We start from the raw sequence: 21,715 nt of genomic DNA, 5'->3' as shown, positions 1-21,715 counted from the left end.
TCACTCTCCCCCGCACGCCTCCTCGAAGTGGTCCAGGTTCTCCTGGAGCGACTTCAGCAGCCGGTCCCGCTCCGCCTCGTCGACCTGTACGGGCGTGACGCCGCTCGCGCCCGTGATCCGCCGGAAGCCGCCGCGGCTCTCCAGCCGCCCGGTCACCCGTACCGGCAGTCCCAGCAGGTGGGCGTGGCCCGCGATCCGGTAGTCCTCCTCGCCGAGGGCGACCCTGACCTGCGCCACGTCGGCGCCGGCCAGCACCCGCAGCCGTACCGCGCCCGCGCCGTCGGGCCGCTCGCGGCGCATCCGTACGACCGTGCCGGTCACCCGCACGGCGAGCGAGGGCTCGTCCTGGACGTACTGCTGGGCGGCCTGCCGCAGTGCGGGCAGGTCGCCGGGGGTGAACTCGACGGGCTCGGGGCGGGCCGGGCAGCCCGGCGGCGGACCCTCGGCCGGTGACCACTGGATCACGATGCGTACCCCTTCGGCGCCGCGCACCAGGGAGATCAGCGCCTCGGTCAGCTCGTGGCAGACGCCCAGTTCGACGGCGGCCTCGTATGCCTCCATGCCGCCGGTGGCGCGCTGGTAGTCCGTGGCGTCGCGGGCGGCGTGCAGCGCCCGCTGGAGGCCGGCGACCGTGCCGCGGCCCGCGCTGACCGGGACGTACGCGGTGAGGGTACGGCCCGCGGGCGCGGGGCCGACCAGCACCTGGTCCAGGAGTGCGTCGGCCTGCCGCTTGTGCCGGGCGCCGTGGTAGCCGGCCCGCCCGAACGTGCCGAGCGCACCGGCGGCCAGCAGGGAGCGGGCGGCGGCGCGCAGCCGTTCCTGTGCGGTCCACAGGGTCGCGCCGGAGCCCTCGTCGGGGATGTCGCGCTCCCAGCGCACCTCATCGCTGGGCAGCGCGAGGCCGACCAGTACCTCGCGGGCCGAGGGCGCGGCGCTGCGGGCGAGCGCGGTCAGCGCCTCGGCGAGCAGGTCGGTGCTGTCGGGATAGCGGGCGGACTCGGGCACCAGGAGGCTGGTCCCGGCGGTGCCGCCGGGCGGGGTCCAGCGGCCGTACTGGCCCTGCGTACCGCCGCGGCGGTGCCAGCCGTGCCGGCCCAGCAGGGCGGTGAGGACGGCCGGGTCGACCCGGGCGGGGTCGGGAACGGGGAGTGGGTGCTCGTCGGTCGGCCGGTACATCAGGGTCTCCCTCCCGCCCCGACCCGCGTCATGATCTCGGCGAGCGCACGGTCGTCGAAGATCCGCGTGGTCGGAATCCGCACAGTGGTCTTGCGCCTGCCGGTGGCCTGCTGGCCGGCCAGGTTGATCCAGTAGCAGCAGTGCCGCAGTTCGAGCCGGTCGTGGCTCGCGCGGAGCCATTCCTCGGGGGTGCGCGGTACGAGCATCACGACCAGGATCTTGTGCACCGCGACGGGGGTACGGGCGAGCTTCACGAGGTGGTCGTTGTCCAGCGTGAAGCCGAAGCTGGGCCCCGGCGGGCGGGGCGGGACCTGATAGGTGCACTTGAGCTGCACCTTGATGGTGACTTCGTCGTCGATGGTGTGGCCGGTCGAGCCGTGGCTGACGTGCCAGTCGATGCCGTTGTCCGGGAAGGGCTGCGCGAGCGAACAGCCGGCGGCCGCGGCCACGGCGTGCAGGTAGGCCACCTGGAGCGTCTCCATGGAGGCGGTGGTGGCGAGCTGGCCGCGCAGCGGTACCGGTTCCTCGGGCAGGAACCCACCCGGCTCGGGCTGTGCGAGCGTCATCGCTCAAGTGCCTTCCGGGCGTGCGGTGGTGCCGGTCGGGTGCGTGGGGGGTGTGGCGGGGGTGTGGCCCCCTCTGTGTTGTCTCCGTGTCAAGTGGTCAACAAACAATGGCGGTTCGACAACCGTGGCGGCCGGGTATCACCAGCTCGGGCGGCCCGGGGCAGGCCACCCGCCGCAGGAGCACGAGGAGTTGGGACAATGCCGAGCTGGTTCGACGGCCCACTGGCTGCCTTCGACACCGAGACCACGGGGATCGATGTCGAAGAGGATCGCATCGTCTCCGCCGCCCTGGTCGTCCAGGAGACGCCGCGCTCGACTCCGCGGGTCACGCGCTGGCTGGTCAATCCGGGAGTGGACATCCCGGAGGCGGCGACGGCGGTGCACGGCCTGACGGCCGGGCATCTGCAGATGAACGGCCGCTGGCCGGCGCCGGTGATGGAGGAGATAGCGCGGGCCCTGGCGGAGCAGGCGATGGCGGGGCGGCCGCTGGTGGTGATGAACGCGCCGTTCGATCTGACGCTGCTGGACCGCGAGTTGCGTCGGCACCGCGCGTCGTCGCTGGCGGCGTATCTCGGTACGCAGTCGTTGTGCGTACTGGATCCGCGGGTGCTCGACAAGCATCTGGACCGGTACCGCAAGGGCCGCCGGACGCTGACGGACCTGTGCGAGCACTACGGCGTCGAGCTGTCGGGGGCGCACGAGGCGGCGGCGGACGCGACGGCGTCACTGCAGGTCGTACGGGCACTGGGGCAGACGTTCGCGACGCGCCTTGAAGGGCTGAGCGTCGCGGAGCTGCACGCGCTGCAGGCGGTGTGGCATGCGGCCCAAGCGCGGGGCCTGCAGGCGTGGTTCGCGCGCAACGGCACGGAGGAGGCGGTGGACCCGCACTGGCCGCTCCGCCCGGACCTGCCGGCCGCGGCATGACCGTCCTCGGACGAGGAACGTGAACGTACGAAAAAGACCGGACCGTTGCTGACGGTCCGGCCTTCTCTCCGGGTGGGCGATACTGGGTTCGAACCAGTGACCTCTTCGGTGTGAACGAAGCGCTCTCCCACTGAGCTAATCGCCCGGGATTCGTTCGGGGTTTCCTCGGGGTCCCCCGCGAACGAAGTGAACAATACAGGTCGCGGGCCCCCCGGTTCAAATTTCTTGGTGACCGTCCAGCCAGGCCGCCAGTCCGCGCCGCCCGGCCCGCATCATCAGCGTGTGGTTGAGGCGGAAGAACGGCCGCCCCGGGTAGGCCAGCAGCCGCATGAAGGGCCTGCGCACCTCGACCTCCTGCTCGTACAGCGCGCGGGTCCCGGTGCCGTAGGGGCGTACCGTCCAGCGCGCCCAGCCGTCGATGTCGCCGTGCAGCGCCGTCTCCAGGACGCCGGCGCGCGGGTCGCGACGGGTCTCGCGGGCGGTGACGCGCAGGCTGTACGGCAGTACGGAGCGGATGCGCGCTGCACCGGAGTGGTCGTCGGTCCGGTGCACCTCGGCGACCTGGGGCCACCAGCGCGGGTAGGACTCGGTCCGTTCGAGGACGGCGTAGACGACGCCGGGGGCGGCATCCAGCAGCCAGACACTGCGGAAGCGGTAGTGGTGGGGTCGGAGGCGGGACGGCCGGACAGGCATGAGCCCAGTGTGCCGCGCCGGGAACGCCGAAGGGCCCGGAGGTTCAAAAAAGAAACCTCCGGACCCTTGGACCGGGTGGGCGATACTGGGTTCGAACCAGTGACCTCTTCGGTGTGAACGAAGCGCTCTCCCACTGAGCTAATCGCCCGGGGCGCCGGTGCCTCGCGGCCTGGCGCACCGCCAACATTACCCCATGTCAGCGGGGTCTCCGACCACGGTGCGGCCGGGCCGGGCTCACTCGGCTATGCGCCAGGGCATCTCGAAGCCGAACTTCCACACATACACCGCGAGGGCCGCGGCGACGATCACGACGCCGATCGTGGTGAGGATGATGTTGCGTCTCCGGACCTTGGGGTCCAGGGCCTTCTGGGCGGCCTCGGTGACCTTGCGCTTGGTCCAGCGGAGCACGAGCTGCGCCCAGACGAACTCGGTCGCCCAGATCGCCATGCCGGCGAAGATCACCAGCCAGCCGGGGCCGGGCAGCGGCAGCATGATGATGCCGCCGACGACCACCGCGAGGCCGACGATGAAGATCCCGACCTGCCAGCTCATGTGCAGGGTCCGGGAGCGCTTCACGAAATGCGGCGCCTTGGACCCCAGCTTCTGCGGGATCGCCGTCGCCCCCTGTGTCGACGCGCCGCCGGGGGCTCCCTGACGCTCGTCACTCTCCGCATTCATACCCGCAAACCTACCCGACGCTCGGCACCCCCGCATGAACGCTCGGGAGGATCCCGGACTCCGCCGTAAGAGGTACTCGAAGCCACCCAAAACAGTCAGAGGGGTTTACAACGCCACCGTAGGTGGCATGTCGATTTCGCCGACGTGCGAACCCCCGAGCGCACACTGAGCGAAAGGCCCTGGCGTATGAACACCACGGTCAGCTGCGAGCTGCACCTGCGCCTCGTTGTGTCGAGCGAGTCCTCACTGCCTGTACCTGCGGGCCTGCGGTATGACACGGCCGATCCTTATGCCGTGCACGCCACCTTCCACACCGGAGCCGAGGAGACCGTCGAGTGGGTTTTCGCTCGTGATCTCCTCGCCGAGGGCCTGCACCGGCCCACCGGCACCGGCGACGTCCGCGTCTGGCCGTCCCGGAGTCACGGACAGGGAGTCGTCTGCATCGCCCTGAGCTCTCCGGAAGGCGAGGCGCTGCTCGAAGCCCCGGCGCGGGCTCTGGAATCCTTCCTCAAGCGCACGGATGCCGCGGTCCCGCCCGGCACCGAGCACCGACACTTCGATCTCGACACGGAGCTCTCCCACATCCTCGCGGAGAGCTGAGGAGACCCGCGGCCGCGTACCGCGTCAACCGCTCACCACTCGCGCCGTCCGACTCGGGGAGACGGCGCAGGACGGACAAGTTCATACGGCAAGCACCGGCGCCGTCGCCGCGGAGACCACCGCGGCGGCGGCGCCGCTTCCGTACGGAGCGGGCGCCATCTTCGTGCTGACCGGCCCGGACGGGCGCCGGGAAGCCGGGGAAACCTGCGGCACCGGTGGCCGCCGGGCCTTGTTGGAGGCGCTAGAGTCGGCGACCATTCGGCATGGGGGCGGCCGGTCGATCGCTGGAGATCACCGGCCACCGGCCATGGATCCCGGGGGGCGGCAGAATCCGCCCCTCCCGGCCTGGGAGCAACCCGTGATGATCACCCACGACACCCGGTGCGCACTGGAGGCGGTCGTCGACCTCCTGAACACCGCGCCCGAGGGCGGGGCCACATCGGCCCCGGACGCCCTCAGCGACGTGCCGTCCCTGCACGAGTTCGTCGCCCGCAACGCCTTCAGCGACGTCGGCACGCTGACCGAACGGGACCTGGCGTCCGTACGCTCCGTACGGGCGAGATTCGCGCAGGTCTTCGCGGCGGACGACGACCGCAGCGCCGCCGAGCTGCTGAATTCGCTGGTGGCGGCGGCCGGCACGACGCCGCGGCTGACCGACCACGACGGGTACGACTGGCACGTGCACTACTTCGCGCCCGGCGCCTCGGTCGCCGACCACCTCGCGGCGGACGGCGGAATGGCGCTGGCGTTCCTGGTCGTCGCCGGCGAGCGGGAGCGGCTGCGGCGCTGCGAGGCGCCGGACTGCCGGCACGCCTTCGTCGACCTCTCCCGGAACCGCTCGCGCCGCTACTGCGACAGCCGGACCTGCGGCAACCGTCTGCATGTCGCCGCGTACCGGGCACGCCGCCGCGAGGCCGCGAGCTGAGCCGCTCTGGCGGCTCCTACAGCACGAAGAGGTCGTACACGGCGCCCAGCAGGAGCAGGACGCCGATCACGGTGAGGAAGAGCATCAGGGGCGGCTGGGACAGGGCGAACAGGCAGCCGCGGGATTCGGGGGCCCGGGTGGTGTTCTCCCGGGTCAGGGCGCACTCATCGTTCATCTCGCGGAGATCATGGCGCAGCTGATCAGCGCGAGGGCCGGAGATTCCCCCGCAGGAGGGGGAGTTCCTCAGATCCCGTGCTTTTTCAGGATGGCTTCGATATCGGAGAAGTCGTCCGCCCCACCGGAGCGATCACCGGCGCCGGCAGCACCGGAGCGGTCACCGGACCGGCCACCCGACTGGATTTCCGCGCCCCGCCCTTGGGTAACCCCCTGCTGGGGGGACTGGTTCGTTCGATTCGCCCCGTAGGCAGCCGACAGGCCGGCGTTCGGCGCACCGGAGGCCGCCGCCTTGGCCGCCGCGCGGCGTTCCCTGCGGCTCATGGAGCGGCGCTCGGCCGCGCGGGTCACCAGGAACAGCAGGGCCGAGAGGGCCAGTACGCCGAAGCCCGCCCATACGGTCGGCTTGAAGACCAGGTCCGTGATCCAGTCGATGACACCGGTCATGACCAGGCCGGCCGGGATCAGCGCGAAGGCGGCGATGCGCGTCGCGGCGAGGAAGCGCCGGCGGAAGGCGGTCAGCGCGGCGATGCCCAGGCCGGCCACCGACAGCACGGCGCAGACGGTCGAGGTCAGCATGGGGTCCTCCTGCGGTGGACGGTTCTCCCCCCATCGTGCCCCCTCGCCCGGCGCGGGGGCCATGGCCCGGCCCGTGCTCGGGGGCATCTCGGGGCCTGGATCCTCCGCGGGTACCGGTTCGGCGGGGGCCGCGCGGGCTGGAAGACTGGCCCCATGAACGACGCCTCCTCCCCCGCAGCCGCCGCCCCCGTCCTGGACGTGTGGTGCGAGCTGCAGTGCCCCGACTGCCACGCCGCCCTTGAGGACCTGCGCGCGCTGCGCGAGCGCTACGGCGACCGGCTGGAGATCCGGCTGCGCCACTTCCCGCTGGAGAAGCACAAGCACGCCTACGCCGCCGCGCAGGCCGCTGAAGAGGCCATCGAGCAGGGGCAGGGCTGGGCGTACGTGGAGGCCGTCCTCGGGCGCACCGAGGAGCTGGCGAAGCAGGGCGAGAAGCTGCTGGTGAAGGTGGCCGGGGAGCTGGGCCTGGACGCCGAGGAGCTGGACACCGCGCTGATCGACGGCCGGCATCTGCTGATCGTCGATGCGGACCAGGCCGAGGGCAAGGCGATCGGCGTCACGGGCACGCCCACGTACGTCATCGGCGGCGAGCGGCTGGACGGCGGCAAGAGCCAGGAGGGGTTGCGCGCCCGCATCGAGGAGATCGCGGACCGGCTGCTGGCCGCCGAGTAGCTCAGCGGTCGTTCAGCGCCGCCGAGTAGCCGCAGCGGCCGTTCACCGCCGGGCGGCCCGGCGGCCGCTCAGATCAGCGGCTTCGAGAGCCGGTGGTCCACGACGCGGTAGCCGAGGGACTCGTACAGGCCGCGTGCTGTCGGGTTGTCGGCGTAGACGTTGAGGCCGAGGTGGCGGCTGCCCGCCGCCAGGCACTCCCGCTCGGCTATCCCCATCAGGGTGCGCCCGTGGCCGCGTCCGCGGTGCTCGGGCGCGACCCGCACGTCGTACACGTAACCGCCCGGCTGCCCCGGTGCGTGCAGCGCGGTCCAGACCGTGCCCACGTCCGTGCCCTCGTGGCACAGCACGCGCAGGCTCTGCCCCGGGGTGTGCGGGCCGTCCGGCAGCAGCAGCCGGTGGTCGGCGTCCGCCAGCTCGGCGGCGCGCTCGGCGGACGCGCCCTGCCGGACCATGGCCTGTACGTACTCGTCCTGCGCGGCCGCGAGCCAGGCCGGGTACTCCGCGTCGTCCAGCGGCCGGTCGACGCTCCCGGGAGGCAGCGCGGGCGGGGTGGTGAGCTCCTTGCGCAGCCGGCGGGCGCGCTCGGTGTAACCGAGCGCCGCGCTCAGCCGCAGCGCGGGCGTGGCATCGGCGGGCACGAGGAACTCGATGCGCCGGCAGCCCCAGCCGCGCAGCACTTCCTCGGCGGCCAGGGCGGCCACGGTGGCGCGGCCGCGGCGCCGGTCGGGCTCGTCGATCCACAGGTCGGCGAGGCGGCCCGTGGGCAGCGCGGCGCGCGGGTCGGTGGCGAGCCGCAGCCGTCCCACAGGGCGGCTGTTGACGCAGACGTCGTACGTACGGGCCCGGGCGCCGCCCTCCTGGCGCTCTTCCGGTCCGGTGGGGCGCAGCGTTGTGGTCACGCTGTTGTTCTATCCCGCGTGCGGCCGCTCAGTCATCGGCCTGGTCAGCCGCCGTCGGCGCCCCGTTCCGTGACCTTCCTGGCCCTTCCTCAGCGCGGGTCGAAGTCCGCCGCGGACCGTTCGGCGAAGATCCGCATGGCCTTGGCGGTGACCGGGCCGGGAGCGTCGCCGAGCTGCCGGGCGTCGTTGCGGGTGACCGCCTGGACGTCGCGCAGCGTGGAGGTCAGGAAGATCTCCTCGGCCTGCTCCAGCGCGGCGAACGGCAGGTCGGTCTCCTTGGCGCCGGTCCATTCGACGGTCAGCGCGCGGGTGATGCCGGCCAGGCAGCCGGACTCCAGCGGCGGGGTGTGCAGTTCGCCGTCGAGTACGACGAAGACGTTGGAGCCGGTGCCCTCGCAGAGCCGGCCCACGGTGTTGGCGAACAGCGCCTCGGAGGCGCCGTGCTGCCGGGCGCGGGCGAGCGCGACGACGTTCTCCGCGTACGAGGTGGTCTTCAGGCCGGTGAGCGCGCCGCGTTCGTTGCGGGTCCAGGGGACGGTGACGGTGGCCGTGGTGTCCGGCCTGCGGGTGGTCTCGCCGAGCGCGACGACGAGGGTGGGGCCCGCCTCGCCGCGGTCGGAGCCGAGCGGCGAGTGGCCGCCGGTGTACGTGATCCGCAGCCGGCCGAGCGGCATGGGGTTGGCGGCGAGCACGGCGTCGCAGGCGCGGCGTACTTCGTCCTCGTCGGGGTCGGGCAGGCCGAGGCCCCGCGCCGACGAGGTCAGCCGGTGGAGGTGCCGGGTGAGCGCGAAGGCGCGGCCGTGCTCCGCCTTGACGGTCTCGAAGACGCCGTCGCCGACCGTCAGTCCGTGGTCGAAGACGGAGACCCGGGCGCTGTCGGCGTCCCGCAGCTCCCCGTCGAGCCAGATCTTCATCGCGTCGCTCCTCCAGTTGTCTCGTACGTCTCCGACGCTACCGCCAGCAGCCGGGCCGCCTTGAGTTCGGTCTCGTCCCATTCGCGGTCGGGGTCGGAGCCCCAGGTGATGCCGGCGCCGGTGCCGAAGCGCAGGACGGGCCCGGCGGCGGCCTGCCGGTCGATCCAGAAGGTGCGGATGCCGACGGCGAGCTCGCCGGTGCCGCGGTCGGCGTCGACCCAGCCGATGCCGCCGCAGTACGGGCCGCGCGGCGCGGTCTCCAGGGATTCGATGATGTCCAGGGCGCTGCGCTTGGGCGCGCCGGTGACGGATCCGGGCGGGAAGGTGCCGATCAGCAGCTCGGGCCAGCCGGCGCCGGCGCGGAGTTCGCCGCGGACGGTGGAGACCAGGTGGACCAGGCCGGGGTGGGCCTCGACGGCGCAGAGCGCGGGGACGGTGACCGAGCCGGTGGCGCAGACCCGTCCCAGGTCGTTGCGGACCAGGTCGACGATCATCACGTTCTCGGCGTGGTCCTTCTCCAGCAGGTCATCGGCGGTGCGGCCGGTGCCCTTGATGGGGCCGGACTCGACGGTGCGGCCGTCGCGGCGCAGGTAGAGCTCGGGCGAGGCGGTGGCGACCTCGACGCCGTGCGCGGGGAGGCGGACCGTTCCTGCGTACGGCGCGGGGTTGCCCCGGGCCAGCAGCGCGGTCAGCGCGTCCACGTCCGTGCGCTCGGGGTCGGGCAGCGGTGCGGAGAGGATTCGGCAGAGGTTCGCCTGGTAGACCTCGCCGGCCGCGATGTGCTCGCGTATCCGGCGTACGCCCGCGGTGTAGGCCGTGCGGTCCAGGGAGCTGGTCCAGGCGTCGCGCGCGGGTCCGCGCCACGCGCCGCGGGCGGTCGGGCCTGCGATGCCGCCCGCGTCCTCCCGTACGTCTCCGAAGCGCGCGCACACGAGGCGGCCCTCGAAGTCGGCCACCACTGCCCACCAGCCGGTGGAGTCCAGGGCGGCGGGGTCACTGGTGACATCGCGCAGGTCGGAGGCGATCAGGCCGCCGAAGCGGGCCAGAGGAGGGAGATCGGGCACGTCGCTGAGTCTAGGACGGCGCCCCCGCCGCCGCCCCGGTTGAGCTCGCACCGCAGCACGCTGCACAAACGCGTTTTTGTACTGGCCCAGGAATCCGCTAGAGTTCAACACGTCGCCGGGACGCGGAAGCGAAAAGCGGAAGCCGACCGAAGACAGCAGCTCTCAGGCGGTAGTCTGAGGGAGGCACCTGCGGACATAGCTCAGTTGGTAGAGCGCAACCTTGCCAAGGTTGAGGTCGCGAGTTCGAGCCTCGTTGTCCGCTCTGAGTGGGGGATCTTCCCGAACCCCTGCACTCCAGGTGGAGTGGCCGAGAGGCGAGGCAACGGCCTGCAAAGCCGTCTACACGGGTTCAAATCCCGTCTCCACCTCCAAGGACGATTAGCTCAGCGGGAGAGCGCTTCCCTGACACGGAAGAGGTCACTGGTTCAATCCCAGTATCGTCCACTGGTCCGCAAGGACCACGATCCCCACGGATCACGGTCCGCGAAGACCATGATCTAATACGGATCACCCCCGCGCGATTAGCTCAGCGGGAGAGCGCTTCCCTGACACGGAAGAGGTCACTGGTTCAATCCCAGTATCGCGCACGCAGTGCCCATGGTCGGCTCCTCGGAGTGACCGTGGTCCCGAGGACGATTAGCTCAGCGGGAGAGCGCTTCCCTGACACGGAAGAGGTCACTGGTTCAATCCCAGTATCGTCCACACGGCAAGCAAGAGGGCCGGAGCATCCGCTCCGGCCCTTCTGCGTTCCCCGGCTCCTCAGGAGGAGAAGAGCATCCGGCCGAAGCTGCGGTGGCCGTGGTGCCCGTGATGTCCGTGGTGGCCATGCTGGCCGTGGTGCGGGGCGCCCCAGGCCGGCGCGGCCGGGTACGCCTGCGGGGCGGGAGCCGGGGCGGCGGGCGGGGCCGGCGGGGCCTGCTGCGACCACTGGGACTCCAGCCGGGTCAGCGACTCCAGCTCGCCGTAGTCCAGGAAGATCCCCCGGCAGCCCGCGCACTGCTCGATCTGGACCCCGTTGCGGTTGTACGTGTGCATCGGCGCATGGCACTTGGGACACTGCATGTCGGCTCAACTCCTACTGATCGCACGGCGGCGGCGACGGAACCTCCGTCCGCCGTTGGTCCGTTCACCCTACGACTCGAATCGCGCCACAACTGACCCGGTACGTAACAGCTTGTCACCAGTGCCCTGGTGACCGGTGCACTGGTCACCGGCCCATGCGCGCACAAGAGTCCACGAGCGCGGTCTCCACTTCGTCCAGCGGGCGGCCCTCCGGGGCGGCCTTGGCGATGGCCAGGGCGGCGGTCTGGACCGTCAGGGCGCGGGCGGGGACGTCGAGTTCCGGCCAAGGGTCGTCGTCGGGGCGTACGGCACGGCCGCCGGCGGCCCGGTACGCGCCGAGGAACCGCGTCCACACCTCCGGGGCGAGCAGGCCGGTCGCGAACCAGGCGGCGGGCCGGGCGAGATCCCAGCCGGCCTCCCCCACGCCGAGGTCGTCGACGTCGATGAGCAGCCAGCGCCCGTCCGGCACGGGGTGCCGCACCAGCTGGCCCAGGTGCAGATCGCCGTGGCAGAGCAGGCCGGGGCCCGGCGCGGGCGCCTCGTCGCGCGCCCAGGGCGGCAGCGCGGCCCAGCCGACCTCGACGGCGCGTGCGGCGGCCGCCAGAGACGGCACGGCGGCGGCGGGCGCGCTCCGCATCCGGGCCAGCGCGCGGGCGGCCTTGGCCGGGCCGCGCATCGGCGGGACCGGGCCGGGCAGCGTGTCCGGGTCCACGGCGTGCAGCCGGGCGAGGAGCCGGGCCGCGTCCTCCCAGGGCGCGGCGTCCGGATCGTCCGGCGCGACGGGGCTGCCGTACGGCCAGCGGGTGAGCGGGCGGCCGTCCTCGTATCGGACGAGGTAGCCGTCCGGGCCGGTGACGGGCAGCGGGGGCAGCAGCGTGCCGTGCAGGCGGGGGTGGGCGGCGATGCGCAGCCGTACGGCGAGCGCGGCGGCGTCGCAGTCGGACGCGTGCGCCTTGGCGACGGTCCGCCCGCCGCGCACCACGGTGCCGTCGGGACGGTCGGCGAGGACGACGGGGGTCTCGGGCGCCTCGGGCCCGGCAGCTTCGGAGAGCGCCGCCAGGCGGCGTATCAGGGCGCGGGACATCGTTCCCTCTCGGTGCGTACGGACGCGGTGGGCGCAGAGCACGCCGGTCGGCCCCGCCGCAGGGATCGTACGCAGCGCTAGCTGGGGGTACGGACGTGAGGGGCCTGGACGTACGCGAGGGGCCTGGGCGTGCGTGAGTGCCTGGCGTCCGGCACCCGGCGGTCGGCAGGGCGGCGGGTCGGCCGGTCGGCTCCGGACGCGCGAAGGCCGGGCATCTCCCCAGATGCCCGGCCGTTCGTGCCGTCCGCCGCACCCCCGTCCCCACGGGGTTCAATCGGCCGGAGGTGTTGTCCCCGGAGTGCCGTACGCCTCCGGTCCCGGACCGCTCTTCCGGGACCGGGCGCGTTCAGCGCCCCAGCATTCCGGCCACGGACGACGCCTGTGTGACGACGGCTTCCCAGCCGCCGAAAACGACGGTCAGCAGCGCCGCCAGCGGCAGCACCATGGCCACCGCCACCAGCGGATGGCGGGTGCCGGACGGCTGCCGGCCGCCGGACGCGGCAGCCATCCTGCGCCCCTGCGTACGGAAGACCGTATGCAGACGGAGAACCGCGTGCGTACGGAGGACCGTCTGCGTACGGAGAGCCGTGCGTCCCGCCGTGTCCGCCATCGCCCCGTCTCCCGTTCGTCCTGTCAGCGGTGGGCGTCCAACCTCGGGGGACGAGTGCTTGCGCCCACCGCCTGACCTCCACATTAGGCAGCCGACGGGCCCGGTACGTCAGCCCGACGTACCGATAGTCGGGCCTCCGGGAGGATGAGGTCGCGGGCCCGCATCTACTCCCCTGGGTGGAGATCCAGTACCGGCTCTCGGGGAGAACCCGGAGGAGGCGCCCGACTGCGCCCGGTGACGCCCCTTTCGCGTGACTTCAGTCACGCGCGCCGCTCCCCCTCGGGCCGCCGACCAGGTCCGTGGGCGGGACCGCCGTGCCGCACCGGGCCGCGCCGTTCCCGTACCCCCGAGGCGGCACCGCCGGCGGACCGCCACTCGTCCGCGCACCAAACTCCCTGCTGTGCCCGACGCTTGGGAACGCGGCGCGGAACTCGGCGCGCAGGGACGCCGATTCCGGGTCCGTCGCGCACGCCGCACGCGCGCCGCCGGCAATCCATGGCCGACGCATGCGCGGCCTGACAGCGCGACGCCCCGTCAATCCGTAAGCTGTGGCACGTCAGACGGATGCAGCGGAGTGGGGCCTCCCCACCGCAGGTAGGGGACGGACATGGCGATGATGCGGCTCCGGCGCGAGGATCCGCGGGTCGTCGGCTCGTTCCGGCTGCACCGCCGGCTGGGCGCCGGCGGGATGGGCGTGGTCTACCTCGGGTCGGACAAGCGCGGCCAGCGGGTGGCCCTGAAGGTGATCCGCCCGGATCTGGCCGAGGACCACGAGTTCCGCTCCCGGTTCGCGCGCGAGGTGCAGGCCGCGCGGCGTATCAGGGGCGGCTGTACGGCGCGGCTGGTGGCGGCCGACCTGGACGCGGATCGGCCGTGGTTCGCCACGCAGTACGTCCCGGGCCCCTCCCTGCACGACAAGGTCAACGACGAGGGCCCACTGCCCCCGGCGCAGGTCGCCACGATCGGCGCCGCGCTCTCCGAAGGGCTGCTCGCCGTCCACGACGCGGGCGTGGTCCACCGTGACCTGAAGCCGTCGAACATCCTGCTGTCCCCCAAGGGGCCGCGGATCATCGACTTCGGCATCGCCTGGGCGACCGGCGCGAGCACGCTCACGCACGTCGGCACGGCCGTCGGCTCGCCCGGCTTCCTCGCGCCCGAGCAGGTGCGCGGCGCGGCCGTCACGCCCGCCACGGACATCTTCGCGCTCGGGGCCACGCTGGCGTACGCCTGTACCGCGGACTCGCCCTTCGGGCACGGCAGTTCCGAGGTCATGCTGTACCGCGTGGTGCACGAGGAGGCGCAGCTGGCCGGGGTGCCGGAGTCGCTGGCGCCGCTGGTGGCCGGCTGCCTGGCCAAGGACCCGGCCGAGCGGCCGAGCACGCTGACGCTGTCGCTGCGGCTGAAGGAGATCGCCGCGCGGGAGGCGCACGGGCTGTCGGACGGCCCGGTGGACGGGCTGCCCGGCGAGACGCTGCTCCGTACGGAGCGGGGCGGGCCCGAGCGGCCCGGCGGGCGCCGGGCTGAGGACTTCGTACGCCAGCGCGCGGACGAGCGGCACACGCCGGGGCACGGCACGGGCACGCCGCGTCCGCAGTCCTCCTCGCGCCCCTCGGTCTCCCGTCCGGCCGGTTCGCGGTCGACGGCGGGCACGCACGACGGCTGGCCCCCGGCGCCGGGCGCGAACGGCGGGCGGCCGACGGCGGGCTCCAACGGCAGGTCGGCACCGGCAGGCTCCAACGGCCGCTCGGCGTCCTCCGGCTCGAACGGCCGGTCCACGCCCGCGGGCTCCAACGGGCGTACGGCCGCCCCGGGCTCCAACGGCAGGACGGCACCCGCGGGCTCCAACGGCCGCTCGGCCTCTCCAGGCTCCAACGGCAGGTCAGCGGGCCCCGGCTCGAACGGCCGGTCCTCGGGCCCGCACTCCAACGGGCACTCCAACGGGCGCTCCGGCGGCCGGTCCTCGGGCCGCGTGCCCGGGGCGCGCTCGGCCGGGCGAAACGGTTCACGTCCGGCCAGGACGACCTCGGGGGGCCGCCGCCCGCCGGGCCCGGACCGCAGGCTGCTGCGCCAGCGGCTCATCGTGTTCGTGACGGTGACGCTGCTCGTGGCACTCGGCATCGCGGCGGCCCAGGGCTGCCAGGGGCCTACGCGGGGGCTGGGCGTGCTGGGCTCGGCGCACGGCGGGGGCACGCATGCGACGGACGCTCGTGTGCCGGGTACGCACGCGACGGACGCGCACGTGCCGGGTACGTCGGCGGACGCCGAGGCTCACCCGTAGTACGAGGCTCTCCCGTAGTACGAGGCTCAGGCCATCCCGTAGGTGATGGGCTCAGGTGGTGCCCGGCCGCCCCGTCGCCACCGCATAGAAGGCGACCGCCGCGGCCGCGCCGACGTTCAGTGAGTCGACGCCGTGCGCCATCGGGATGCGGACCCATTCGTCCGCCGCGACCAGGGCCTGCCGGGACAGCCCGTCGCCCTCGGCCCCGAGCATCAGCGCGGCCCGCTCCAGGCTGTGCGGCGCGGCCTCGTCGATCGGGGTGGCCTTCTCGTCGGGCGTGAGGGCCAGCAGCTTGAAGCCCGCCTCCCGTACGGTCTCCAGGCTGCGCGGCCACTGCTCCAGGCGTGCGTACGGTACGGAGAACACCGCCCCCATGGACACCTTCACCGACCGCCGGTACAGCGGGTCGGCGCAGTCCGGCGAGAGCAGTACGGCGTCCATGCCGAGCGCCGCCGCGCTGCGGAAGATCGCGCCGATGTTGGTGTGGTCGTTGACCGCTTCCATGACGACGACGCGGCGCGCGGAGGCGAGCAGCTCGCCCGCCTCCGGGAGCGGCTTGCGCTGCATGGAGGCGAGCGCGCCGCGGTGCACGTGGTAGCCGGTGACCTGTTCGGCGAGCTTGGGGTCCACCGCGTACACCGGGGCCGGTACCTCGTCGATCACGTCCCGCATGACGTCGACCCACTTGGCCGAGAGCAGCATGGACCGCATCTCGTACCCGGCGTGCTTGGCGCGCCGGATCACCTTTTCGCCCTCGGCGATGAACAGCCCCTCGGCCGGCTCACGGCGCCGCCGCAGCTCCACGTCGGTGAGGCCGGTGTAGTCGCGCAGCCGGGGGTCGTCGGGATCGTCGACGGTGATGATGTCTGCCACGGGTCGATCGTGCCTTGTCGTCGTCGCGGTTCCCATGCCGGGGACCGCATTTGTTACCAGCGGTTACGGGCAGCGGCCGGAAGGGCCGCCGTACGGAAGCGGAACGGCGGCCCTGTGGACAACTGCCCTGTGGACAACTCGCTGCCCGCGCTCGCGCCTCCTGTATAACCCCAGTCAAAGGGGGACCAAGTGGCGAACCGTCACTTCAGCGGGGGGGCGGGCCAGGGAGCGGCGCTTCAGCTGTGGCTTCCCGGGGCGAAGGTCTTTGCCGCGTGCACCACGTCGCCGATGACGATCACGGCCGGCGGGCGGACGTCTTCCTCCTTGACCCGGGCGCCGACGGTCTCCAGCGTGGCGTCGACGCGGCGCTGGGTGGCCATCGTGCCCTCCTGGATCACGGCGACCGGGGTGTCGGCGGCGCGACCGTGCTGCGTCAGGGCCGCGGCGATGGATGCGATCTTGTCCACGCCCATCAGGATCACCAGCGTGCCGCGCAGCTTGGCGAGCGACGCCCAGTCGACGAGCGAGCGCGGGTCGTCCGGTGCGACGTGGCCGCTGACCACGGTGAACTCATGGGCCACGCCGCGGTGCGTGACCGGCACGCCGACCGCGCCGGGGACGCTGATGGAGCTGGAGATGCCGGGCACGACCGTACAAGTGATGCCCGCCTCGGCCAGCGCCTCGGCCTCCTCCATGCCGCGCCCGAAGACGAACGGGTCGCCGCCCTTGAGGCGCACCACGGCCTTGCCGGCCTGCGCGTGCTCGATGAGCGCCTGGTTGATGGCCTCCTGGGCCATGTACCGGCCGTACGGGATCTTCGCCGCGTCGATGACTTCGACGTGCGGCGGCAGCTCGTCCAGCAGGTCGCGGGGGCCGAGCCGGTCGGCGATCACCACGTCCGCCTCGGCGAGCAGCCGGCGGCCGCGCACCGTGATCAGATCGGGGTCGCCGGGGCCACCGCCGACCAGCGCGACGCCGGGAGTACGGCGGCGGTGGTGCGGCGCGGCGATCGTGCCGTCCCGGAGGCCCTCGACGATGGCGTCGCGGACCGCGGCGGCGCGGCGCGGGTCCCGGCCCGCGCCCTCGGTGTTGAGGACGGCGACGGTGACGCCCTCGCTGCGGCCGGTGGCCGGCGTCCAGGCGGTGGCCGCCTCGGCGTCGTCGGAGCGTACGGCCCAGACGCGGTTCTCCTCGGCCTCCTGGGAGGCGGCGGCGTTGGCCGCGTCGTCGTCGGTGGAGATCAGCGCGTACCAGGCGTCCGCGAGGTCGCCCGGCCGGTACCCGCGCCGCTCCCAGGTCAGCTCGCCGGCGTCCGCCATGGCCTCGACGGAGGGGGTGGCGGACGGCGAGATCAGCAGGATGTCGGCGCCGGCGGCGATCAGCGCGGGCAGCCGGCGCTGGGCGACCTGGCCGCCGCCCAGCACCACGACCCGGCGACCGGTCAGGCGCAGGCCGACGGGATAAGCGGCGTGCTCGGAGGGAACGGCCATGGCGGTACGGCTCCTTGTGCGGGTGATGCGGGGCCGCTTCGGCGCTGGAGCGGCGTGAGGGTGGTGGTGCGGCCGGTGCGGCGGCCACGCGTCCCGGCCCACAGCCTATTTGGCTGCGGGCCGATGGTCATGCGCGGGCGGGCCGTACGACCCGGGTGACCGGGCCTGCCGGCCGGGCCTCCGGGCGGGCCCGGACAGCTGCCCGGGCCCGGGGCCGGGTCAGCCCTTTTCGGTGACGCCGGCGGAGTCGAACGTGGCAACCTCGTGCATCGCGCGCGCCGCGCTCTGCACGATCGGCAGCGCGAGCAGCGCGCCGGTGCCCTCGCCGAGGCGCAGGTCGAGGTCGACCAGCGGGCGCAGGCCCAGCTTGTTCAGGGCCGCGACATGGCCGGGCTCGGCGCTGCGGTGGCCCGAGATGCAGGCGGCCAGCGCCTCGGGGGCGATGGCCCGGGCCACCAGGGCCGCGGCGCCGGTGCTGACGCCGTCCAGGATCACCGGCGTACGCAGCGACGCACCGCCGAGGATCAGGCCGACCAGCGCGGCGTGCTCCAGGCCGCCGACGGCCGCCAGCACGCCGATCGGGTCGGACGGGTCCGGCTGGTGCAGCTCCAGGGCCCGGCGGACGACGTCGACCTTGCGGGCGTGCGTCTCGTCGTTGATGCCCGTGCCGCGCCCGGTGACCTCGGCGGGGTCGGTACCGGTGTACACGGAGATCAGCGCCGCCGAAGCGGTGGTGTTCGCGATCCCCATCTCGCCCGTGAGCAGCGCCTTGTTCCCGGCGGACACCAGGTCGCGGGCGGTCTCGATGCCGACCTCGATGGCCTTGAGGACCTCGTCGCGGGACATCGCGGGCCCGGCGGTCATGTCGTCCGTACCGGGGCGTACGTTGCGAGGCAGCAGGCCGGGCGTGGCCGGCAGCTCGGACTTCACGCCGACGTCCACGACGCAGACCTCGGCGCCGACCTGGTTCGCGAAGGCATTGCAGACCGCGCCGCCGCCGAGGAAGTTCGCGACCATCTGGCCGGTGACCTCCTGGGGCCACGGGGTGACGCCCTGGGCGTGTACGCCGTGGTCGCCCGCGAAGATCGCCACCGCGGCGGGCTCCGGGACGGGCGGCGGGCACTTCCGCGACAGGCCGCACAGCTGCGCCGAGATGATCTCCAGCATGCCGAGCGCGCCGGCCGGCTTGGTCATCCGCTTCTGCCGCTCCCACGCGTCGCCGAGCGCCTTGGCGTCCAGCGGGCGAATGCCCTGCAGCGTCTCCTGGAGCAGGTCGTGCGGCTCGGCGCCGGGCAGCGCGCGCCGCCCGTACGTCTCCTCGTGCACGACCCAGGACAGCGGGCGGCGCTTGGACCACCCGGCCTGCATCAGCTCGGGCTCCTCGGGGAACTCGTCGACGTACCCCACGCAGAGGTACGCGACGACCTCCAGGTGCTCGGGCAGGCCCAGCTCGCGGACCATCTCGCGCTCGTCGAAGAAGCTGACCCAGCCGACGCCGAGCCCTTCGGCGCGGGCGGCGAGCCAGAGGTTCTCGACGGCGAGCGCGGAGCTGTACGGGGCCATCTGCGGCTGGGTGTACCGGCCTAGCGTGTGGCGGCCGCCGCGGGTGGGATCCGCCGTGACGACGATGTTGACCGGTGTGTCGCGGATCGCCTCGATCTTCAGCTCGCGGAACTGCTTCGCGCGCGCCTTGGGCAGCGACGCCGCGTACGCGTCGCGCTGCTGCATCGCCAGCTCGTGCATCCGCTCGCGGGTCTCGGCGGAGCGGATGACGACGAAGTCCCAGGGCTGGGAGTGGCCGACGCTGGGGGCGGTGTGCGCCGCCTCCAGGACGCGCAGCAGTACGTCGTTGGGGATCGGGTCGTTACGGAAGCCGTTGCGGATGTCGCGGCGCTCCCGCATCACGCGGTGCACGGCGGCCCGCTCGTCGTCGGCGTAACCGGCGGCGGGGTCTACGGGGCGGGGGGCGGACTCGCCTTCGGCGTCGGGGGCGGCTTCGGGCTGGGCCTCCGGGGCGGCATCCGTCCCGGTCTCGGCGTCCGCTTCCGGAGCCGCTTCTGGGGCGCCCCCTTCGGCCTGGGCTTCAGCCTCGGGCTGGGGCTCAGCCTCGGGCCGGGGCTCAGCCTCGGGCTGGGGCTCAGCCTCGGGCTCGGCTTCGAGGGCCGGAGCGGGCTCCGCCTCGGGCTGGGCTTCGGGCTGCGCCTCGGGGGCGGCGTCCTCCGGTACGGCCTCGGCGACGGGCTCTTCGACCTCGGGAGCCGGGGCCTGCTCGGCTTCGGGAGCGGCGGCCTCCGGTACCGGGGTGGGCTCGGCTTCGGCGACGGGCTCGGCCTCGGGGGCTGGGGCGGGCTCGACCTCAGCCTCGGGGGCGGGCTCGGTCTCCGTTACCGGGGCGGACTCGGCCGTCGGTACCGGCGCGGGCTCGGCCGCCGGGGCGGCTTCGGTCGTCTCCTCCGCGGGCGCGGTGTCGGCCTCGGCCTCCGCCGGGGCCTCGCTGTCGGCCTCGGGGGCCTCGGGGGCCGGCGTGGCCTCTTCCGCCTCGCTCGTGGGAGCGGGCTCCTCGGCGACGGCTTCGGGCGCCGTCTCCGCCTCGGGCGCGGCCTCGGGCTCCGGCTCAGCGACCTCGGGGGCCGCGTCCGCGACGGGCTCGGCCGCCACGGGCTCGGCCTCCACGGGAGTCTCGTCCGCTACGGGCGCCTCCTCAGGCTGCGCGGCCACCTCGGCCTCCGGAGCAACCTCCGGGGCGGCCTCCGCCTCAGGCGCGGCGTTCTCCGGTACGGCCTCAGCGGCCTCAGCGGTCACAACGGCTGCCTCCGGGGCGGCCTCGGCGGCGGCCTCCGGAGTGGGCTGCGGGGCCGTGTCCTCCGCGAAGGCCGCGTCGATCGCGGCCTTGGCGGCCTTCGCCTTGGCCGCCGACCGCGAGCCCCGAGCCCGCGGCACCTTCGCCTCGGCAGGCTCGGCCACCTCGGCAGGCTCAGCGCTCTCCGCGTCCCCGGTGCTCTCCGGGTCCTCCGGACCCTCGTCGCCCAGCTGCAGCAGCTCGGCGGCGTCCTGCGCCTCGGCGGGCGCGGCGGCCTGGACCGGCTGTGCCTCGGCGACGGGCGCCTGGGGCTCGGTCACGGCCTGCTCTTCGTTGTGCACAAGTTCCTCTGCTACGGGCTCCGCAGCGGGCTGCTCCGCACCGGCCGGTGCGGCCTCGACGGGGCCCTGCTCGCCCTCGGTGATGTTCTGCTGTGCGTCGGCGGTGGCCTCGGCGGCCGGCTCCGGCGCGTCGTGCCCCGCGGCCTCCGTCTCGGCGGGCGGCGCCGCGACGCCGTGCTCGACGGGCTCCTGCTCGCCCGGCGCCTCGGCATCCGCCGGGGCCTGCTCCGCGCCGGCCGGCTCCTCGGCCACGTCGGCGCTCTCGGTCACCTCGTCCGCCACAGCCGCACCGGCAGCCTCAGCCGCACCGGCCTCAGTACCGACCACAGGCGTACCGACCTCGGGCGTACCGGCCTGGGCACCACCCACCGGCTCAGCCCCAAACGCCGGCATCTGCGCCGGAATGGCCGCGCCCGCGGGCTGCGCGGGCTGCTCGGGCTGCGGCTCCGGCATCGGGCCTGCGGCCTGCGCGCCTTCCTCCGGCAGCGGCCCAGGCACCGCCTCCGGCAGCGCGCCCGGCTCCTCGCCCGGCGCATCGGCCACCGGTGCATCCTCGCGCGCTACGTCCTCACCCGGCGCATCCTCGCGAGGCACATCCAAGTACTCCGGCCCCACCGTAGGCGGCCCCGCCTGCCGCGCCGGCGGCTGCGGCGTCCCCGCCGGGCCGCGGTCCGCCAGCGAGCGCACCACGCCGCCGGTGTGGGCCTCCGGGACGGGCGGTCCCATGTGCAGCGGCCGACGCGCGGGCGTGCTCTGCTTCGGGAGCGCGCCCTGCCCGGGCATGGCGCCGGGCGGCGTCGCGCCCGGCTGCGGCGCGGCGGCCTCCGGCTGCGGGGCTGCGGGCTGCGGCTGCGCCTCCGGGCTGCCCGCGGCCCGCTCCTCGCCGTACGTCACCGTTTCGTACGGAGTCGGGTCGTACGCCGCCACCGGGTCGTACACCGCACCCCGGCCCGGGGTGTAGTCGACGTACGGGGCCTGCGGCTCGCCGTGCGGCTGCTGCTCGCTGCCCCAGGCGCCCTGGGCGCCCGGCATCAGCAGGTCGTCGTCCTCGGCCGGGTCGGCGGCGTCGAGGTACGCGTAGGCGTCGTGCGGCGGCTGCTGCCGGCCGGCGTCGGCAGGGGCGGGAGCGGCCGCCGGGAGCGGCCCTCCGGGATGTCCGCCTGCGTTCTCCGGCAGTCCCTCGCCCGGGACCTGGCCGGTGTCGGTCATGCGTACCCCTCGCCCATCGGTAGTGCTCCTTCCAACCGCTCGTCCGACGCGCTCGACCGCGGCACGCGCCGACCGCCCCCATAGCTAGAACGAGCGAGCGCGCC

The 21,715-nt window shown here is 73.9% G+C and carries 20 protein-coding genes and 7 tRNA genes; 10 read left to right on the top strand and 17 right to left on the bottom strand.

Annotated elements, in window-relative coordinates:
• Together AB0I82_RS20515 and AB0I82_RS20510 are read right to left on the bottom strand one after the other, a co-directional pair.
• A complete protein-coding gene (locus AB0I82_RS20515) occupies positions 1 to 1,176 on the bottom strand; it encodes a hypothetical protein (protein ID WP_363258734.1) in 1,176 nt (391 codons plus the stop codon).
• Positions 1,176 to 1,742, bottom strand: coding sequence for a DUF4365 domain-containing protein (locus AB0I82_RS20510; protein WP_363258733.1), 567 nt, complete (start codon positions 1,740 to 1,742; stop codon positions 1,176 to 1,178). Before AB0I82_RS20510 ends, AB0I82_RS20515 begins: the two co-directional genes overlap by 1 nt.
• A 198-nt stretch (positions 1,743 to 1,940) precedes the next feature.
• On the opposite strand from AB0I82_RS20510, the gene AB0I82_RS20505 reads away from it, so the two are divergent.
• Positions 1,941 to 2,666: a 3'-5' exonuclease gene (locus AB0I82_RS20505; protein WP_363258732.1), complete on the top strand. Its 726-nt coding sequence runs from the start codon at positions 1,941 to 1,943 to the stop codon at positions 2,664 to 2,666.
• Positions 2,667 to 2,739: 73 nt separating this feature from the next.
• Here the strand turns inward: AB0I82_RS20505 and AB0I82_RS20500 are convergent.
• From AB0I82_RS20500 to AB0I82_RS20485, 4 genes are all read right to left on the bottom strand, one after another.
• Positions 2,740 to 2,811 (bottom strand) — tRNA-Val (locus AB0I82_RS20500).
• Positions 2,812 to 2,882: 71 nt separating this feature from the next.
• On the bottom strand, positions 2,883 to 3,359 hold the full coding sequence (locus tag AB0I82_RS20495; RefSeq protein ID WP_363258731.1) for an SRPBCC family protein: 477 nt from the start codon (positions 3,357 to 3,359) through the stop codon (positions 2,883 to 2,885).
• A gap of 76 nt (positions 3,360 to 3,435) precedes the next feature.
• Positions 3,436 to 3,507: transfer RNA gene (locus AB0I82_RS20490), tRNA-Val, on the bottom strand.
• A gap of 86 nt (positions 3,508 to 3,593) precedes the next feature.
• On the bottom strand, positions 3,594 to 4,037 hold the full coding sequence (locus tag AB0I82_RS20485; RefSeq protein WP_363258730.1) for a TIGR02611 family protein: 444 nt from the start codon (positions 4,035 to 4,037) through the stop codon (positions 3,594 to 3,596).
• A gap of 186 nt (positions 4,038 to 4,223) precedes the next feature.
• Here AB0I82_RS20485 and AB0I82_RS20480 point away from each other — a divergent pair, with 186 nt between their 5' ends.
• Together AB0I82_RS20480 and AB0I82_RS20475 are read left to right on the top strand one after the other, a co-directional pair.
• Positions 4,224 to 4,637 carry an SsgA family sporulation/cell division regulator gene (locus AB0I82_RS20480; protein WP_003959770.1) on the top strand — a complete coding sequence of 138 codons (414 nt, stop codon included), beginning with the start codon at positions 4,224 to 4,226 and terminating at the stop codon, positions 4,635 to 4,637.
• 358 nt (positions 4,638 to 4,995) lie between these two features.
• Positions 4,996 to 5,562, top strand: a complete 567-nt coding sequence (locus AB0I82_RS20475; RefSeq protein ID WP_363258728.1) for a CGNR zinc finger domain-containing protein — start codon at positions 4,996 to 4,998, stop codon at positions 5,560 to 5,562.
• 16 nt (positions 5,563 to 5,578) lie between these two features.
• Here the strand turns inward: AB0I82_RS20475 and AB0I82_RS20470 are convergent, their stop codons facing one another.
• A complete protein-coding gene (locus AB0I82_RS20470) occupies positions 5,579 to 5,737 on the bottom strand; it encodes a hypothetical protein (protein WP_363258727.1) in 159 nt (52 codons plus the stop codon).
• 68 nt (positions 5,738 to 5,805) lie between these two features.
• A complete protein-coding gene (locus tag AB0I82_RS20465) occupies positions 5,806 to 6,315 on the bottom strand; it encodes a hypothetical protein (protein WP_363258725.1) in 510 nt (169 codons plus the stop codon).
• Positions 6,316 to 6,468: 153 nt separating this feature from the next.
• Between AB0I82_RS20465 and AB0I82_RS20460 the strand changes: the two genes are divergently transcribed.
• Complete coding sequence (locus tag AB0I82_RS20460) at positions 6,469 to 6,987, top strand: DsbA family protein (protein WP_363258723.1); 519 nt, start codon at positions 6,469 to 6,471, stop codon at positions 6,985 to 6,987.
• A 68-nt stretch (positions 6,988 to 7,055) separates the two neighbouring features.
• Here AB0I82_RS20460 and AB0I82_RS20455 read toward each other — a convergent pair whose 3' ends face one another.
• The 3 genes from AB0I82_RS20455 to AB0I82_RS20445 form a co-directional block, all read right to left on the bottom strand.
• Positions 7,056 to 7,886 carry a GNAT family N-acetyltransferase gene (locus AB0I82_RS20455; protein WP_363258721.1) on the bottom strand — a complete coding sequence of 277 codons (831 nt, stop codon included), beginning with the start codon at positions 7,884 to 7,886 and terminating at the stop codon, positions 7,056 to 7,058.
• An 89-nt stretch (positions 7,887 to 7,975) separates the two neighbouring features.
• Positions 7,976 to 8,800 (bottom strand): aminodeoxychorismate lyase, encoded by an 825-nt coding sequence (locus tag AB0I82_RS20450; RefSeq protein WP_363258720.1) that lies wholly within the window; start codon positions 8,798 to 8,800, stop codon positions 7,976 to 7,978.
• Positions 8,797 to 9,864 carry a chorismate-binding protein gene (locus AB0I82_RS20445; protein WP_363258719.1) on the bottom strand — a complete coding sequence of 356 codons (1,068 nt, stop codon included), beginning with the start codon at positions 9,862 to 9,864 and terminating at the stop codon, positions 8,797 to 8,799. Before AB0I82_RS20445 ends, AB0I82_RS20450 begins: the two co-directional genes overlap by 4 nt.
• A gap of 189 nt (positions 9,865 to 10,053) precedes the next feature.
• Between AB0I82_RS20445 and AB0I82_RS20440 the strand changes: the two genes are divergently transcribed.
• The 5 genes from AB0I82_RS20440 (at position 10,054) to AB0I82_RS20420 (ending at position 10,566) form a co-directional block, all read left to right on the top strand.
• A tRNA-Gly gene (locus AB0I82_RS20440) sits at positions 10,054 to 10,126 on the top strand.
• A 35-nt stretch (positions 10,127 to 10,161) separates the two neighbouring features.
• Positions 10,162 to 10,235: transfer RNA gene (locus AB0I82_RS20435), tRNA-Cys, on the top strand.
• Position 10,236: 1 nt separating this feature from the next.
• Positions 10,237 to 10,308: transfer RNA gene (locus AB0I82_RS20430), tRNA-Val, on the top strand.
• Positions 10,309 to 10,379: 71 nt separating this feature from the next.
• Positions 10,380 to 10,451 (top strand) — tRNA-Val (locus AB0I82_RS20425).
• Positions 10,452 to 10,494: 43 nt separating this feature from the next.
• A tRNA-Val gene (locus tag AB0I82_RS20420) sits at positions 10,495 to 10,566 on the top strand.
• Positions 10,567 to 10,623: 57 nt separating this feature from the next.
• Here the strand turns inward: AB0I82_RS20420 and AB0I82_RS20415 are convergent.
• The 3 genes from AB0I82_RS20415 to AB0I82_RS20405 all read right to left on the bottom strand — a co-directional run bounded on the left by AB0I82_RS20415 (position 10,624) and on the right by AB0I82_RS20405 (position 12,620).
• Positions 10,624 to 10,926 (bottom strand): zf-TFIIB domain-containing protein, encoded by a 303-nt coding sequence (locus AB0I82_RS20415; protein WP_363258718.1) that lies wholly within the window; start codon positions 10,924 to 10,926, stop codon positions 10,624 to 10,626.
• Positions 10,927 to 11,071: 145 nt separating this feature from the next.
• Positions 11,072 to 12,010, bottom strand: coding sequence for a phosphotransferase (locus tag AB0I82_RS20410; protein ID WP_363258717.1), 939 nt, complete (start codon positions 12,008 to 12,010; stop codon positions 11,072 to 11,074).
• 346 nt (positions 12,011 to 12,356) lie between these two features.
• Complete coding sequence (locus AB0I82_RS20405; protein WP_363258716.1) at positions 12,357 to 12,620, bottom strand: hypothetical protein; 264 nt, start codon at positions 12,618 to 12,620, stop codon at positions 12,357 to 12,359.
• Between the two features lie 607 nt (positions 12,621 to 13,227).
• On the opposite strand from AB0I82_RS20405, the gene AB0I82_RS20400 reads away from it, so the two are divergent.
• Positions 13,228 to 14,898, top strand: a complete 1,671-nt coding sequence (locus tag AB0I82_RS20400) for a protein kinase (protein WP_363258715.1) — start codon at positions 13,228 to 13,230, stop codon at positions 14,896 to 14,898.
• Positions 14,899 to 14,949: 51 nt separating this feature from the next.
• On the opposite strand, the gene AB0I82_RS20395 is transcribed toward AB0I82_RS20400, so the two are convergent.
• From AB0I82_RS20395 to cobT, 3 genes are all read right to left on the bottom strand, one after another.
• Positions 14,950 to 15,771, bottom strand: coding sequence for an RNA methyltransferase (locus AB0I82_RS20395; protein WP_363258714.1), 822 nt, complete (start codon positions 15,769 to 15,771; stop codon positions 14,950 to 14,952).
• Positions 15,772 to 16,007: 236 nt separating this feature from the next.
• Positions 16,008 to 17,261, bottom strand: a complete 1,254-nt coding sequence (cobA, locus tag AB0I82_RS20390) for a uroporphyrinogen-III C-methyltransferase (protein ID WP_363258713.1) — start codon at positions 17,259 to 17,261, stop codon at positions 16,008 to 16,010.
• A 219-nt stretch (positions 17,262 to 17,480) separates the two neighbouring features.
• On the bottom strand, positions 17,481 to 21,611 hold the full coding sequence (gene cobT / locus AB0I82_RS20385; RefSeq protein WP_363258712.1) for a nicotinate-nucleotide--dimethylbenzimidazole phosphoribosyltransferase: 4,131 nt from the start codon (positions 21,609 to 21,611) through the stop codon (positions 17,481 to 17,483).
• Between the last annotated feature and the right edge of the window lie 104 nt (positions 21,612 to 21,715).

This window comes from Streptomyces sp. NPDC050315 (assembly GCF_040655775.1).
GTDB lineage: Bacteria > Actinomycetota > Actinomycetes > Streptomycetales > Streptomycetaceae > Streptomyces.
The sequence above is the reverse complement of the archived record's forward strand: the minus strand, read 5'-3'. Positions and strand labels throughout refer to the sequence as shown.